This is a genomic window from Rhodococcoides kroppenstedtii (assembly GCF_900111805.1).
In the GTDB taxonomy this organism is placed as follows: Bacteria; Actinomycetota; Actinomycetes; order Mycobacteriales; family Mycobacteriaceae; genus Rhodococcoides; species Rhodococcoides kroppenstedtii.
The window spans coordinates 156,541-170,794 of the sequence record NZ_FOJN01000001.1 but is presented as its reverse complement, the minus strand read 5'-3'; the positions used below and the strand labels follow the sequence as shown (position 1 = coordinate 170,794).

Genomic DNA, 14,254 nt, shown 5'->3' with positions numbered 1-14,254 from the left:
TTGTCGTGTCGGGACGGCTTGTCGGACGAGACCGATGAGGCTGTCATCGGAAGATTCGATGCGCGGTCGGCTAGCGGATGAAGTAGATCGTGGCGAACAGAGCAATCCAGACGATGTCGACGAAGTGCCAGTAGTACGACACGACGATGGCCGCGGTGGCCTGTGCGGGCGTGAACTTGGAGACGAGCGTGCGCGCGATCAGGAAGACGAAGGCGATCAGACCGCCGATGACGTGCAGGCCGTGGAAGCCGGTGGTGATGTAGAAGACCGAGCCGTAGACGCTGCTCGAGATCGACGTGCCCTCGTGCACCAGGTGGTAGTACTCGTAGCCCTGTCCGAGGACGAAGAACGCGCCCATCGCGAGGGTGATCGCATACCACCGGCGAAGGCCGAAGACGTCGCCGCGCTCCGCCGCGAACACGCCGAGCTGGCAGGTGAACGACGAGGCGATCAGCACGGCCGTCACGGGTACGGCGAGCGCGAGGTTGAGTTCGGTGGGCTCCGGCGGCCACTGGCCCTCCGGCGCCTGCGCGCGCGCGACGAAGTACATCGCGAAGAGACCGGCGAAGAACATCAGCTCGCTGGACAGCCACACGATGGTGCCCACGCTGACCATGTTCGGCCGGTTCAGCGAGTGGACACGCTGGGTGATGGCTGTTCCCGAAGTACCTACTGCGCTCGTCACGTTCGCAAGTATGACTCGTCGTAGTACGGATGGCATAGCCGGGTGTGCGGACGGCGGGTCGGTCGTCGTTCGCGCGCGCGTACCAAACGGGCGCGAGACTGCCGGTCTCGAGCCCCGGTACTGGACTTTCAGTCCAGTAGGCGGTGTCGGCCCCGGTGGACGGGGGTGCGAAAAGTTTTTCGGCGGACGTGACGAACGAGACGGCCGACTCTCGATCGGTGGTCGAGAGTCGACGGGATTCGGCACCGCGGGAGGCGCCGTCTGGCAACCTCGGGTGATGACCGAGAAGCGATCCGGCCGGTGGTGGCGGCGTCTGTTCGGCGGTGGTGATCCGGCGCCGTTGGACCCCACCCGTGCGGACCTGGTGGTCGTCGCGTCGTGCTTCGACGACGTCGAGGCGTGCTCGGTCACGCTCGACCGCGCCGCGTCCACACCGCCGCCCTGGCGTTCCGAGGAGCAGGCGGTCCTGCGGCATCATCTGCTGCTGCCGGCCGAGCACGTCGCGGATGCCGTCGCCGTGGCCGGGCAGGACGACTACGCCGAGGCGACGTCCGGCCCGCTCGCCGACACCCCGCCGGTCGCCCCCGGACCGGGCGAGGACCTGACAGTCCTGGTCCTGCAGCGCGTGCAGGTCCTCGACGCGCTGCACTGCTCGCAGGAACGGTCCCGGATGGCGGGGTTGGCGCAGCGTCGAGGCGGTCGGGTGCTCGGTTGGGACGCTCTCCAACCCGACCCGGCCGCGGCCGTGTCCTCGTGATCGGCGGACCAGGGATCCGGCGTTCGAGGTGGATCGACGCCCATTAGGCTCGCGCCCATGAACGCGCCGCACGTGCCGAGGACCTGGCCGGCCGTCCTGGGGGAACTGGCCTCGGGACACGACCTGACGGCGGACGACATGGCCTGGGCGATGGACGAGATCATGTCCGACAACGCCACCTCGGCGCAGATCGCGGCGTTCGGCGTGGCGCTGAAGATCAAGGGCCCGACTGCCGCGGAACTGGGTGGCCTCGCGTCGTCGATGTTGGGTCACGCGCGCCGCGTCCCGATCGACGACGACGTCGTCGACATCGTGGGCACGGGCGGCGACCGCTCGAACACGGTGAACATCTCGACGATGGCGTCCGTGGTGGTCGCCGCGGCCGGTGTTCGCGTGGTCAAGCACGGCAACCGGGCGGCGTCGTCGAAGAGCGGCGGAGCCGACGTGCTCGAGGCGCTGGGCGTGCGCATCGACCAGGGGCCGGAGCGCGTCGCCGACAGCGTGCGCGCGCTGGGTATCGGGTTCTGTTTCGCGCCGGTGTTCCACCCCGCGCTGCGTTACACCTCGGCGGCCCGCAAGGAGATCGGCATCCCGACGGTGTTCAACGTGCTCGGGCCGCTGACCAACCCGGCCGCCCCGCGCGCCGGACTGGTGGGTTGTGCGTTTCCCGATCTGATGGACACCGTCGCGGGGGTGTTCGCGACGCGCGGGAACTCGGTGCTGGTGGTGCGCGGGGACGACGGGCTCGACGAGATCACCACGTCGACCACGACGACGGTGCGCATCGTGGGAGGCGGCGAGATCCGGACCGAGATCCTGGATCCGCGGGATCTCGGGGTGGCGCGGGTGTCGCTGGAGGAGCTGCGAGGCGGCGACGCCGACACCAACGCGGCGGTGGCCCGACGGGTGTTCGCCGGCGAGAGCGGCCCGGTACGTGACGCCGTGATACTGAACGCGGCGGGCGCCATCGCGGCTCATCGCGGCGTCGAGGGCCCGCTGGTGGATGCCCTCGCGGAGGCGACGACCGCCGCGAGAGAGGCACTGGACTCCGGGGCGGCGGCGGCGCTGCTGGAGCGCTGGGCCGCCTTCACCGCGTCCTGAGAGGCGCGACCGATCCGGACCTACTCGCCGATCGAGAACCCGGCGTCGACGTCGGCGCTGGAGTACGACTTGAAGGCGATGTGCGTGTCGGTGCGCACGACACCGGCGATGCGGTTGATGCGTTCGGTGACGACGTCGGCGATCTCGTCGTGCGACCGGACCTTGACCACGGCGATCAGATCGACGTCGCCGGCGCAGGAGTAGACCTCCGTGACTCCCGCGACGTCCGCCACCGCGCGGGCGGTCTCCGGGATGGTGTGGACCTCGGAATGGATCAGAACGATGGCGGTGATCATGGCGCCAGCCTAGTTCGCCTGCGTACTCGCGTACGGCCGTCTCCGCGCTCACGCCCACGCCATCGTCCGTTCTCGCTCGCGGCGTCCCACGTCCCGCACGGTGGCGACCCAGGGGGCCCACCGACCGGCTCCGCCGACGGGCTCGGACCACCGGTCGGTGACGTCGACGATGCGGACGCCGCCCGAGTCCAGCCACCGGGCGAGGAGTGCCACTTCCTCGGGGGTGGTGCCGCGCAGGGGAGTGTCGTCGGGAATCACGGTCTCCGCCCCGGCGATCAGGGCCTCCACCACCGGCATCGGGGCCACGCCACGTCGTGACACGCCCGCGGCGGCGAGCCGGCCGTGCCGGACCACCACGAACTCCCAGCCGCCGTCCTCGGCGCGCCGTGCTGCCACGAGTTGCCCTACGGCGGCGAGTGCGCCGAGGCGCTGCACCGTCCGCAGCGCCGTCAGCAACGCTGCCGTGCGATCACGCAGGCGGGCGGCGGTCTCGAACAGAAGGTCCTCGGACAGGGCGTCGATGCGCGCCACGGCCTCCTCGATCACCGCGAGGTCCGCGCCGTCGGCGAAGCGGCGGAACGCGTCGGCGAGGGGTGCGTACTCGGCGGCGGTGGCGGGTTCCCCGGCCGCGGTGCACCCGCCGACCGCCTCCGGTTCGCAGTGATGGACGTCGGCGGCGCGGATGCGACGGGTACACGAGCGGAGGCGGAGGTGTTCGGCGATCAAGTTGGCGCTCTCGACGGCGGTGGTGCGCTGGGCGAACGGGCCGATCGCCCCGGCGGCGGGGGTACGCACCACCGACAGCCGCGGGAACGACTCGCGGGTGAGCGCGACCCACCATCCCTTGCGCGGGTACTTCGACCGCCGGTTGTAGGGCGGCGTGTGGGCGCTGATGAGACGCAACTCGTGCACCCCCGCTTCCACGGCGTGGCTGCACTCGACGTGGTCCACCCGCGTGGCCAGCGAGATCATTTCCTTCATCCGCCCCCGCGTCTCGGAGCCGGTGAAGTAGGTCCGCACCCGACGGTGGAGGTTCTTCGACGTCCCGACGTACAGCACCTCGTCCGACGGGCCCCGGAACAGGTACACCCCCGGTGCGTGCGGGAGTCCTGCGGCGAGCGTCCGCTTGGCGCGGTGCGCCGCGGTGACCGTGGGCAGGTAGTCGACGAGTTCGGCGTAGCTGTGCACCCCCTGGTTGCCCACCCGTTCGATGAGACCGTGCAGGACGTCGACGGTGGCGCGAGCGTCGTCCAGCGCCCGGTGCGTGGGCCGGGTGGACGAGGTGAACAGGGTGGCCAGCGAGGACAGCTTGACCGACGGGGCCTCGTCACGGGTGAGGACCCGCCGGGCCAGCTGCACCGTGCAGAGCACCTGGAACCGTGGCCAGGCGAGATCCATGCGCATGGCGGCCGCGCGCAGGAAGCCGGTGTCGAACCGCGCGTTGTGGGCGACCAGCACGCAGCCGCGCGAGAACTCCAGGAACGCCGGCAGCACCCGCTCGATACGCGGGGCGTCGACGAGCATCGCGGAGGTGATACCGGTGAGCTGCACGATGGCGGGCGGAATGCTGCGGCCGGGATCGACGAGGGTGGCCATCTCGCCCAGCACGCGACCGCCCCGGATCTTCACGGCGCCGATCTCGGTGATGGCGTCCTCGCCCGGACGACCCCCGGTGGTCTCGAGGTCGACCACGACGAACGTGGTGTCCCGCAGCGGCGTGTCCAGCTCGTCGAACGCGAGCTGTCCGTCGACGGCGACCCCGCCGTCCGGTCTCGTTCTTCCCACGCCGCGCACCGTAGAACGGGCCACCGACAGCGACCGTCCTGTCGCGATCGTGTCGGTGGGTGGGGTTAGCGTCCGCCTCGTCGGTCACGGAGCCGTTGTGACACCACCCGGACGGCCCACCATCACGATGAGACGGAGATCACATGATTGTCGATTGCGGCGACTGCTCAGTGCGTGGAGACGCGTGCTCGGACTGCGTGATGTCGGTGCTCCTGGGCGTGCCCGCGGTGCCGTCGGGGTCGGACGTCGCGCCCGTCGGCGGGCTCGCCCATGCCCGCCGATTGCGGCTCGAGCAGGACGAACAGGAGGCGATGCGGGTGCTCGCCGACGGGGGCCTGATCCCTCGGCTGCGTTTGGTTCGCGGGGGTGGAACCGGGACGACGGGCAGGGCCGCAGGTGGGTCGGGGCACGGGTCCGAGCACGTCGCCGGGTAGTCGGCGACCGTGATCGTTTTGCGACACGTCACGAGCCGACTCGACATCGCGGAGACGGTTTCGTAATCTTTCCGAGACATTGCGGAGTCGAGCAGATCCACCCGCGGACTGCGTCGCAATGTCACCGCTCAATCGGACGCCTCTTCCGGGCGTCCGAGCCGGGAACCCACCGTTACACCGGGGTGAATCCCGACGCGACGCGACAGCGTCTCGCCGGGTAGGGCTGATCTTCCCAGCCCGAACCCGTCAGCTAACTCGGTCGGCGGATGACAGGAAGAAACGGAGTACCTCTTTCTCGTGGCGAAACACCGCAAGCCCAGCACTGCCACGCGGCCCGTCCGCAACGTGCTCGTCGCCGGCGCCCTCACGGCCGGCGCCATCGCAGTTCCTGCTGCCCCCGCCTTCGCAGCGCCCGTCGAGATCCCCGGCATCGGCACCGTCGAGGTTCCGGACCAGATCCTGAGCCAGCTGCCCCCGCTGCCGCAGGCTCCTGCGCTGCCGCAGATCCCCTCTCCCGTCGCGCCGGCTCCCGTCCTGAGTGCCGGAGCCCAGGCCGCGCAGGCCGCGGAGAGCAAGGTCGGCGCCCCCTACGTCTGGGGTGCTGCCGGCCCCAACGCCTTCGACTGCTCCGGCCTCGTGAAGTGGGCCTACCAGCAGGCCGGTATCGAGCTGCCCCGTACCAGCTACGACCAGGCCGCCGCCGGAACCCCCGTGTCGCAGGACGCGCTGCAGCCGGGCGACGTCATCTCCTTCTACGGCGGCTCGCACTCGGGCATCTACGTGGGCAACGGCAACGTCGTCCACGCGTCGACCGAGAGCCAGCCCGTCAAGGTCGTGCCGCTGTCGTCGATGCCGTACGACGGCGCCCGTCGCTACGCCTGATCGCTCGACCCACGAGACGATCGACGAAGACCGAGCCGACCACCGGTTCGGTTTTCGTCGTTTCTCACGACGTCGAGCCCGATTCCTGCCAGGTTTCCGGAAGCCGGGACGGGAACTCCGCGGCGTCGTAACCTGCTCGTGATCGACCCGGGCGCCCCCGGCGTCCCGTCGATCGACACCCCTCGGCAGCCGGATGTCCGGCACTCGACGAAGGAGTAGCTCCGCCCGTGTCGTCTCCGGCCCCGTTCCGTCGCACCGTCGGTGGTCTCGCAGTCGCCGTGGCCATGGCCGCCGCCGTGGCCGTGGCTCCGGCCGCGTCCGATCTCACCGCTGCCCCGGCCGCGGCAGACCCCGTACCCGGTACGTCGGCCTCCGAGGCCATGGCCCGACTGGCGGACCTGTCCCACCAGTCGGAGCTGACCACCGAGGCGATGCACAACGCGCAGATTGAGCTCGACGCGAAGACCGCCGCGCAGCGCGAGGCCGAGGACCGGCTGGCGGCCGACCGCGCCGCCGCCGACGCCGCCCGCGCGCAGCTCGACACCCTGCGCCCGGACGTCGACAAGATCGCCCGCGCGAATTACCAGGGCGCACGCACCAACCGCCTGTTCGCGGTGATGATCAGTGATTCTCCGCAACAACTTCTCGACCAGATGGCGGCCCTCGACGTCATTTCCAAGGACACGGCCGCCGTGGTCGACGGGTTCCGCGCGACCTCCGACGCCGCGGCCGCCGCCGAGCAGGCCTCGGCCCGGTCCGCCGAGGACGCCCGCGCCGCCACCGAGCAGGCCAAGGCGGTCAGCGACGATCTGCAGAGCAAGCAGAGCACGTTGCAGACGGAGATCGCGGATGTCGTCGCCGCGTTCGGAGCCCTCTCGGCCGACGAGAAGGCCCAGCTCGCCGGGTCGGCGTTCCCGCCCGGGTTCGACCCCTCGGTCATCCTGAACTCCTTGACGCCCGGATCGCAGGCGGGGGCGCTGCAGGCGGCACTCACGCAGATCGGCAAGCCCTACGTGTGGGGCGCCACCGGGCCGGACGGATACGACTGCTCCGGGCTCGTCGTCTGGGCGTACAAGCAGGTCGGCAAGACGCTGCCGCGGTCCAGTCAGGCGCAGGCGGCCGGCGGAACCCCGGTGAGCAAGGAGGACCTGCAGCCGGGCGACCTGGTGCTCTTCTATCCGGGCGCCACGCACGTCGGGCTCTACGCCGGTAACGGAAACGTGTTACACGCCAGCACCTTCGGCGTCCCCGTGCGGGTCGAGTCGATGGCGTCCTGGCCGTTCTACGGCGCCCGCCGATACTGACCGCGACGCGCGCTCTCGCGGCGCTGCTGATTCTGATGCTGCTCGGCGCGTGCGCCGAGCCCGCCGTCGAACCCGATCGACCCGCGGCTGCGCCGAGCGCGGACGAGCAACGACGCGCCGCGGTCGGCGACCTCCTCGATCGATGGGCTACCGCGGTCCGATCGGGTGACGACGACGCCGTCCGCGCGGTCCTCGACCCCGCCGCCGATCCAGCGTTCGCCGAGCGTGAGGTGGCCCGCGCCGACGTGGTGGCGACGGTGCCGCTGTCCGACTTCGGATACGAGATTCTCGACGAACCGGAGACTCCGGTGCCGCCCGACCTGGCGGACGCTGTGGACGCGACCGAGGTCTGGGCCCCGCGGGTGGCTCTGCGCTACGCCTACGCCGACGCCGACACCGCGCCCACGCGCCGCGACGTGTCGCTGGTCGTCGCTCGCCGCGGCGACGAGTGGCGGATCGTGTCGGATGCGGATCTGCCGCAGTACGGCCGTACGACGTGGCGAGGGCCCTGGGACTTCGGCCCGGTGGAGACGTTGCGGGTGCCGACCGGGTCGACCACCTCGATCGTCGTCGGTCACCCCGAGCAGCGGGCGTTCCTCGAGGCGCTGGCGGCCGACCTTCCCGCCGCGGTCGCCGCCGTGACGGACTTCGCGGGCGAGGGCTGGAGTCGCCGCGCCGTGGTGACGGTCGCCGGGTCGGACGTGGAGTTCACAGCGCTGGCGAACGGGTCGACGACGCCCGCCGTGGCGGCGTCGACCATCGCTGACCCGGTGCGCGGTGGTCTGGTGACCGGTCAGCGGGTGGTGTTCGGCGCGTCCGCGCCGGAGCGGCTGACCGACTCGACCCGCCGCACGGTGCTCCAGCACGAACTGACGCACGTGGCGCTGCGCACGATCACCGGGGAGGGTGCTCCGCTGTGGGTGCTCGAGGGGGTCGCGGACTACTCCGGGTACCGGGGTTCCGGGCTGGAGTTCGCGCAGATCGCCCCGACGCTGACCGCGGTGGTGCGGGTCGGCGGGCCGCCGACGGTGTTGCCGGAGGACGACGATTTCGGCGCCGGGGGATCGCGCGGGTCCATTGCGTACGAGTCGGCGTGGTCGGTCGCGTCGTTCGTCGCGGATCGGTTCGGCGAAGCCCGGCTGCTCGCGCTCTACCGCGCGCTCGCCGGCGGTCCCACGGACCCGACGCGCCTCGACGCCGCCCTGTCGGCAACGCTGGGTCTGCCGACGGAGAGGTTCCTGATGGAGTGGGGCAACTGGGTCGCAGGGAGAGTGGCGGGGTCCGCCTGACGGTCTACGGTTGGTCGGTGCGCCGAACCCTGCTGGTCACCAACGACTTCCCGCCTCGCCGCGGGGGGATCCAGTCCTACCTGCACACGTTCGCGCGGCTCCTGCCCCCGGAGAGCCTGGTCGTCTACGCGCCGCGGTGGCGTGGGGACACGCACGTGCGGTTCGACGCGGAGCAGCCGTTCGAGGTGGTGCGGCACCCGACGACGCTGATGCTGCCCACGCCGCTCGTCGCGCGTCGAGCGGCTCGGTTGGTGCGGGAGCGGGGGTGCGAGACGGTGTGGTTCGGCGCCGCGGCGCCGTTGGCGGTGCTGGGTCCGCATCTGCGCCGGGCGGGCGCGTCGCGCGTGGTGGCGTCGACGCACGGGCACGAGGTGGGGTGGTCGATGCTGCCCGCGGCGCGACAGACGCTGCGGCGCATCGGGTCGACCACGGACGTCGTCACCTACGTCAGTCGCTACACCCGGGGACGGTTCGCGTCGGCCTTCGGATCGGATGCGGCGCTCGAGCACGTGCCGCCCGGCGTGGATTCGACGGTGTTCCGCCCCGACGACGCCGCTCGTGCGGAGCTCCGCGCCCGCTACGGGCTGGGGGACCGCCCGACCGTCCTCTGCCTGTCACGGCTGGTGCCGCGCAAGGGTCAGGACGTTCTGATTCGAGCGCTGGCCCGCATCCGTGAGCAGATCGACGGCGCGGTGCTGGTCATCGTCGGCGGCGGACCGTACGGCGATGCGCTCCGACGGCTGGCGACGGCGTGCGGGGTGGCCGAGCACGTGGTGTTCACCGGGTCGGTTCCCGCGGACGAACTGGCCGCCCACCACACGATCGCCGACGTGTTCGCGATGCCGTGCCGCACTCGCGGTGCCGGACTCGACGTCGAGGGCCTCGGGATCGTGTTCCTCGAGGCGTCGGCGTCCGGGGTTCCCGTGGTGGCCGGTCGCTCGGGCGGCGCGCCGGAGACGGTGATCGAGGGCGTGACGGGGCGGACGGTGGACGGCACGGATGTCGACGACGTCACTCGGTCCGTCGTCGAGGTGCTGCGCGACCGCGACGCCGCGGCCGCGATGGGCGCCGCGGGCCGCGAGTTCGTCACCACCGAGTGGCGGTGGGACGACCTCGCGGCCCGGTTGGCTCACTTGCTGTAGAGCGCCTCGATGTCGCTCGCGTAGGACTCGGCGACGACGTTCCGCTTGAGCTTCATCGTGGGGGTGAGCTCGCCGCCCTCTTCGGTGAAGTCGACCGCGAGCACGCGGTACTTCTTGATGGCCTCGGCGTGCGAGACGGTCTTGTTGGCCTCGGCGACGGCCGCGTCGATCTCGGCGACGAGGTCCGGGTCCGTGGTCAGATCGGCGACCGTCGCCGACTCGTCCTTGCCGTTGCGCTGTTTCCACCCGGGGAATGCCTCCGGGTCGACGGTGATGAGCGCGCCGATGAACGGACGCTGGTCGCCGACGACCATCGCCTGGCCGATCAGCGGGCTCGCCCGCAGCGAGTCCTCGAGACCGGCGGGGGCGACGTTCTTGCCGCCCGCGGTCACGATGATCTCCTTCTTGCGGCCCGTGATGGCGATGTACCCGTCGTCGTCGACGGTGCCCAGATCGCCGGTGTGGAACCAGCCGTCGGTCAGCGCCTCGGCCGTCGCGTCGTCGTTCTTCCAGTAGCCGCCGAAGACGACGCCGCCGGACAGCAGGATCTCGCCGTCGTCGGCGATGCGCACGGCGTTGCCGGGCAGCGGCTTGCCGACGGTGCCGATCCGTTGGTTGCCCGGTGTGTTCACGGCCGCGGCGGCGGTGGTCTCGGTCAGGCCGTAACCCTCGTAGATGGTGATGCCGAGGCCGCGGTAGAAGTGTGCGAGACGCTCTCCGAGCGGCGCACCGCCGGAGATGGCCAGCTCGCACTGCCCGCCGAGCGCCGCCCGCAACTTGCCGTAGACGAGCCGGTCGAACAGCGCGTGCTTGGCGCGCAGCACCAGTGAGGGACCGGACTTCTCGAGAGCCCGGCTGTACGCGACGGCGGTGTCGGCGGCCGCGTCGAAGATCTTGCCCTTGCCGTCGCCGTGCGCCTTCTGACGGGCCGTGTTGTAGACCTTCTCGAACACGCGGGGCACCGAGAGGATGAAGTGCGGACGGAACGCCCCGAAGCTCTCGACGAGTCGGGGGATGTCGGCGGTGTGGCCGAGCGTCGCGCCCCGGTCGAACGCCGCGATGGACACCGCTCGGGCGAGCACGTGCGCCATGGGCAGGAACATGAGCGTGGTGCGCCCCTCGGTCAACATCTCGCCGAGTGCGCTGGCCGCGATGCCGCGGCTCTCCGCGAGGAGGTTCGCGTGGCTCAGGACGCAGCCCTTGGGCCGACCGGTGGTGCCCGAGGTGTAGACCAGCGTCGCCGGGTCCGACGACTTCAGGGCCGCCACGCGGGCGGCCACCGCGTCGTCGCCGAGGTCGGCGCCCGCCTCGGTGAGAACCTCCACGGCGCCCTGTTTCTCCGGCGAGACCTCGATCTGGAACGTGTGCTCCACGTGCGGGAGGTCGGGCAGGACCTCGGCGAGGATGTTCGAGTGCGCCACCGTCTCGACGATCGCGACCCGGGCGCCGGAGTTCTCGAGGATCCAGCGCACCTGAACGGCCGATGACGTCTCGTAGACCGGCACGGTGACCGCGCCCGCCGCCCAGATCGCGTAGTCCAGCAACGGCCACTCGAATCGCGTGGCGGACATGAGGGCGACGCGGTCGCCCTGCTCGACGCCCGACGCGATCAAACCCTTGGCGACGGCGCGCACCTGCGCGGCGAAGTCGGCCGCCGTGACGTCGGTCCACGACCGTCCCTGACGGCTATAGACGACGGCGTTCGGGCGCGACCGTTCGTGCGCGAACACGGAGTCGACGGCGGAATCGTCGTCGTCGACGGAGAACGATGCGGGGACGCGGTATTCACGCACGGACGGCTCCGGTGGTCGGGGGTGGTCGGGGGTGTGATCGGGGTGGAATCGGCGGGATGCGCCCGGTCGGACCGATCACGCGGTTCGGACGAGACATCACACTAAACCCGTCGCCATGTGACCCGTCACGGGTCCCGGTGGACGGCCGACGCCGGGATGAGACGCTGGAGCCCATGAGCAGCGTGCAGGTGGCGGACCAGACGTTCGTCGCAGCCCCTCCCGCCGCCATCGCGGCCGTCGTCGGCGACCCCCGGCGGTGGCGTGCGTGGTTCCCGCGCCTGGCGGTGGCGGTGACCGACGATCGCGGGGACAAGGGCGTCCGATGGTCCGTCGCGGGCGAGTTGGTGGGCACGATGGAGGTCTGGCTCGAGCCGTCCCTCGACGGCGCGATCCTGCACTACTTCCTGCACGCCGAACCCACCGATCGGACGGCATCCGCCCCCGCGCTCGATCGCGCCCGACGGGTGGCGGGCAAGGCCATGTCGTTCGAGATCAAGGCCATGCTCGAGGCCGGGCGGGCGCCGGGTGAGCCGCCCCGCCACACCGCCTCGGCACCCGGAACCGACCCCGGCGTCAGGAGCTGACGGTGGCACCGTCGATCATGGTGCCGACGCCGCGATCACGCGCGCGCGGAAACTAGGGGCACGCATGGCAGACAAGACCACGAAATCCATCGTCGTCGGTGGGACGCCCGCTGCGATCATGGCGGTGATCGCGGACTTCCCGGCCTACCCCGACTGGGTGGAGGCGGCGAAGTCCGTCGAGGTGCTCGAGGACGGTCCGAACGGACGCGCCCGCCGCGTGCGGTTCGTGCTCGACGCCGGCATGGTCAAGGACACCTACGAACTCGAATACGACTGGGCTGGTGACGAGTCGGTGTCGTGGCGGTTGGTCGAGGGCCAGATGCAGAAGTCGCAGGAGGGCTCCTACCGGCTCGCCGACCGCGGGGACGGCAGCACCGAGGTCACCTACGAACTCACGGTCGACCTCGCGATCCCCATGATCGGCCTCTTCAAGCGCAAGGCGGAGAAGGTCATCACCGACACCGCCCTGAAGGAGTTGAAGAAGAGGGTCGAGGGCTGACCGCCGCGGCGCCCGGATCGCCCGCTCGGCTCACCTTCGTGGTGGGGCCGGGTGGGGCCGGCAAGTCCACCGTGGCCGCGGCCCTGGCGACCCGGCTTCGTCGTCTGGGGGCGCGCGTCGTGCTCACCTGCCTCGACGGGCACGACCCGGCGACCCTGCTCGGGACCGGCGCGGACCTGCCCGAGGCCGTGCGTCTCGACGCGTCGGGCCTCGTCGAGGAGCGATACCGCACCCTCGCCGCGCTGGCCGCGGGCGGCCACGACCACGGCGCCGGCCCGTCCCTGCCCGACGCCGAGGAACTCACCGGAGTTCCCGTCGCGGAGACCGTTGCCGCCCTCGCCGAGGTGGTCCGTCTCGCCGACCGGGACGACGTCGACCACGTCGTCGTCGACGGCCCGTCCGCGGGGGAGTGGGTGGACGTCGTCGCCACGCCCGCGTCGGTGGCCGGTTACCTCGACCGGATCTGGCCGCAGCACGCGCGGGTGGTCGCGGCGACGAGCGGCGATCTGCGGGCCGCGGTGTTGGTGCAGGTGGTGGATCGGATCGCCGAGACGGTGACGCGGATCGGCGCCGCCCTGGGCGATCCGGATCGGACCGACGCGCTGGTCGTCGCCGCTCCTCGCGCCCGGTCCGTCGCCGGGGCCCGAGACCTGCTGGCGTCGACCGTGTTCCACGGCGTCGCCGTGAGCGGGCTGGTGATCGACGGGGTGCAGCCCGATCTCGGAGGGGCCGTCCCGACGTCCGTGCTCGGCACCCACCCCGCCGTCTACTGGGCCGAGCGCCGACGGGCCGAGCATCTCGCCGCCGTCCGGGACGCCGAGCTGTCCCTACCGGGGGTGCGCATCGGCGTCGTGACCGAGCACCCCGGCGAGCCGGTAGGGTCGACGGCTCTGGCGGCCGTGGCCGACGAGATCGGCGACGTGGTCCCGCGCGGGCCGGGATCGGTGCCGGCGCTGACGCCGCGGACCGAGCACGAGTCGGGGACCGGTCTCGACTCGGTGTACGTGATGAGGGTGCCGCTGCCCTACGTGGACGCGTCCACGGTGGCGGTCGGACGCGTGGAGGACGACATGATCGTGAGTGCGCAGGGAGCGCGACGTCGGCTGCGGCTGGCGTCGGTTCTGCGCCGCTGCACGGTCGTCGGGGCCGCGTTCGACGCGGGTGTCCTCACGGTGCGCTTCACGCCCGACGCCGCCGTCTGGCCGGAGAACCTCGCCACACCCGTCCCGACGACGCCGGGGACCGGGGATGGCTGACGAGCGCGAGACCCGCGACCTCGTGACCGAATTGCGCATCCTCGCCGAGCTCGTGATCGACCGGGTCGAACCGGCGCTGCGCCGACTCGACGACCCCGAGGCGCCGCACTGGGACGGCTGCTCCTGGTGCCCCCTCTGCGCCCTGGCCGCGGCGCTGCGAGGCGAACGGCACGACCTGCTGAGCCTCGTCGCCACCGAGTTCGACGCCCTGGCCGCCGTCGTGCGGGCCTACCTCGACGACCATTCCTCGACTGCTGCCTCGACCTCGGCCCGACCCGCGTCCCCTGCCGCGCAGACGACGGACGCCGACGAGTCGGGGACCGGCGGTCCCGGCGCGTCGACGCCGTCGGTTCGCCCCGGCGGCTACCAGCCGATTACCGTGACGACGACGTCGCAACCCGACCGGGAGCGCCCGACGCCGCCGACGCAGTGAGGACCGAGCACGAC

General features: G+C 71.6%; 15 protein-coding genes and 1 riboswitch. Of the genes, 11 read left to right on the top strand and 4 right to left on the bottom strand.

Annotated elements, in window-relative coordinates; genetic code table 11:
- Window positions 1–70 precede the first annotated feature (70 nt).
- Window positions 71–685 carry an aa3-type cytochrome oxidase subunit III gene (ctaE, locus tag BMZ18_RS00835; RefSeq protein ID WP_068100383.1) on the bottom strand — a complete coding sequence of 205 codons (615 nt, stop codon included), beginning with the start codon at window positions 683–685 and terminating at the stop codon, window positions 71–73.
- Window positions 686–962: 277 nt separating this feature from the next.
- On the opposite strand from ctaE, the gene BMZ18_RS00830 reads away from it, so the two are divergent.
- Entirely contained in the window at window positions 963–1,442 is a 480-nt protein-coding gene (locus BMZ18_RS00830) for a hypothetical protein (protein ID WP_068365838.1), read from the top strand.
- Window positions 1,443–1,499: 57 nt separating this feature from the next.
- Window positions 1,500–2,543 (top strand): anthranilate phosphoribosyltransferase, encoded by a 1,044-nt coding sequence (trpD, locus tag BMZ18_RS00825; RefSeq protein WP_068365839.1) that lies wholly within the window; start codon window positions 1,500–1,502, stop codon window positions 2,541–2,543.
- Between the two features lie 20 nt (window positions 2,544–2,563).
- On the opposite strand, the gene BMZ18_RS00820 is transcribed toward trpD, so the two are convergent.
- Complete coding sequence (locus BMZ18_RS00820) at window positions 2,564–2,839, bottom strand: Lrp/AsnC family transcriptional regulator (RefSeq protein ID WP_068146699.1); 276 nt, start codon at window positions 2,837–2,839, stop codon at window positions 2,564–2,566.
- 48 nt (window positions 2,840–2,887) lie between these two features.
- Window positions 2,888–4,624 (bottom strand): DEDD exonuclease domain-containing protein, encoded by a 1,737-nt coding sequence (locus BMZ18_RS00815; protein ID WP_068365846.1) that lies wholly within the window; start codon window positions 4,622–4,624, stop codon window positions 2,888–2,890.
- 200 nt (window positions 4,625–4,824) lie between these two features.
- Here BMZ18_RS00815 and BMZ18_RS00810 point away from each other — a divergent pair, with 200 nt between their 5' ends.
- The 5 genes from BMZ18_RS00810 to BMZ18_RS00790 all read left to right on the top strand — a co-directional run bounded on the left by BMZ18_RS00810 (window position 4,825) and on the right by BMZ18_RS00790 (window position 9,675).
- Window positions 4,825–5,058: a hypothetical protein gene (locus BMZ18_RS00810; RefSeq protein WP_244516368.1), complete on the top strand. Its 234-nt coding sequence runs from the start codon at window positions 4,825–4,827 to the stop codon at window positions 5,056–5,058.
- A gap of 115 nt (window positions 5,059–5,173) precedes the next feature.
- A riboswitch (cyclic di-AMP (ydaO/yuaA leader) is annotated at window positions 5,174–5,338 on the top strand.
- A 17-nt stretch (window positions 5,339–5,355) separates the two neighbouring features.
- Window positions 5,356–5,940 (top strand): C40 family peptidase, encoded by a 585-nt coding sequence (locus BMZ18_RS00805; RefSeq protein WP_068365841.1) that lies wholly within the window; start codon window positions 5,356–5,358, stop codon window positions 5,938–5,940.
- 284 nt (window positions 5,941–6,224) lie between these two features.
- Complete coding sequence (locus tag BMZ18_RS00800; RefSeq protein WP_068365847.1) at window positions 6,225–7,244, top strand: C40 family peptidase; 1,020 nt, start codon at window positions 6,225–6,227, stop codon at window positions 7,242–7,244.
- A 35-nt stretch (window positions 7,245–7,279) separates the two neighbouring features.
- Window positions 7,280–8,533 (top strand): peptidase MA family metallohydrolase, encoded by a 1,254-nt coding sequence (locus BMZ18_RS00795; RefSeq protein ID WP_068365842.1) that lies wholly within the window; start codon window positions 7,280–7,282, stop codon window positions 8,531–8,533.
- Window positions 8,534–8,550: 17 nt separating this feature from the next.
- Window positions 8,551–9,675 carry a glycosyltransferase family 4 protein gene (locus tag BMZ18_RS00790; RefSeq protein WP_068365848.1) on the top strand — a complete coding sequence of 375 codons (1,125 nt, stop codon included), beginning with the start codon at window positions 8,551–8,553 and terminating at the stop codon, window positions 9,673–9,675.
- Here the strand turns inward: BMZ18_RS00790 and BMZ18_RS00785 are convergent.
- Entirely contained in the window at window positions 9,663–11,468 is a 1,806-nt protein-coding gene (locus tag BMZ18_RS00785; RefSeq protein ID WP_074921673.1) for an AMP-dependent synthetase/ligase, read from the bottom strand. The two genes, BMZ18_RS00790 and BMZ18_RS00785, sit on opposite strands and share 13 nt — an antisense overlap.
- A gap of 173 nt (window positions 11,469–11,641) precedes the next feature.
- Here BMZ18_RS00785 and BMZ18_RS00780 point away from each other — a divergent pair, with 173 nt between their 5' ends.
- The 4 genes from BMZ18_RS00780 to BMZ18_RS00765 all read left to right on the top strand — a co-directional run bounded on the left by BMZ18_RS00780 (window position 11,642) and on the right by BMZ18_RS00765 (window position 14,240).
- Window positions 11,642–12,052 (top strand): polyketide cyclase / dehydrase and lipid transport, encoded by a 411-nt coding sequence (locus BMZ18_RS00780; RefSeq protein WP_074921672.1) that lies wholly within the window; start codon window positions 11,642–11,644, stop codon window positions 12,050–12,052.
- Between the two features lie 64 nt (window positions 12,053–12,116).
- Window positions 12,117–12,551: an SRPBCC family protein gene (locus tag BMZ18_RS00775; protein WP_068100399.1), complete on the top strand. Its 435-nt coding sequence runs from the start codon at window positions 12,117–12,119 to the stop codon at window positions 12,549–12,551.
- 38 nt (window positions 12,552–12,589) lie between these two features.
- Window positions 12,590–13,807, top strand: coding sequence for an ArsA family ATPase (locus tag BMZ18_RS00770; protein ID WP_074921670.1), 1,218 nt, complete (start codon window positions 12,590–12,592; stop codon window positions 13,805–13,807).
- Window positions 13,800–14,240 carry a hypothetical protein gene (locus tag BMZ18_RS00765; protein ID WP_068100402.1) on the top strand — a complete coding sequence of 147 codons (441 nt, stop codon included), beginning with the start codon at window positions 13,800–13,802 and terminating at the stop codon, window positions 14,238–14,240. Before BMZ18_RS00770 ends, BMZ18_RS00765 begins: the two co-directional genes overlap by 8 nt.
- Window positions 14,241–14,254: the final 14 nt, after the last annotated feature.

What these genes read in the sequence shown, in the direction of transcription:
- BMZ18_RS00830 (WP_068365838.1), top strand. Translation starts at nt 963, where the DNA reads ATGACCGAGAAGCGATCCGGCCGGTGGTGGCGGCGTCTGTTCGGCGGT.
- trpD (WP_068365839.1), top strand. Translation starts at nt 1,500, where the DNA reads ATGAACGCGCCGCACGTGCCGAGGACCTGGCCGGCCGTCCTGGGGGAA.
- BMZ18_RS00820 (WP_068146699.1), bottom strand. Translation starts at nt 2,839, where the DNA reads ATGATCACCGCCATCGTTCTGATCCATTCCGAGGTCCACACCATCCCG.
- BMZ18_RS00810 (WP_244516368.1), top strand. Translation starts at nt 4,825, where the DNA reads ATGTCGGTGCTCCTGGGCGTGCCCGCGGTGCCGTCGGGGTCGGACGTC.
- BMZ18_RS00800 (WP_068365847.1), top strand. Translation starts at nt 6,225, where the DNA reads ATGGCCGCCGCCGTGGCCGTGGCTCCGGCCGCGTCCGATCTCACCGCT.
- BMZ18_RS00795 (WP_068365842.1), top strand. Translation starts at nt 7,280, where the DNA reads ATGCTGCTCGGCGCGTGCGCCGAGCCCGCCGTCGAACCCGATCGACCC.
- BMZ18_RS00780 (WP_074921672.1), top strand. Translation starts at nt 11,642, where the DNA reads ATGAGCAGCGTGCAGGTGGCGGACCAGACGTTCGTCGCAGCCCCTCCC.
- BMZ18_RS00775 (WP_068100399.1), top strand. Translation starts at nt 12,117, where the DNA reads ATGGCAGACAAGACCACGAAATCCATCGTCGTCGGTGGGACGCCCGCT.
- BMZ18_RS00765 (WP_068100402.1), top strand. Translation starts at nt 13,800, where the DNA reads ATGGCTGACGAGCGCGAGACCCGCGACCTCGTGACCGAATTGCGCATC.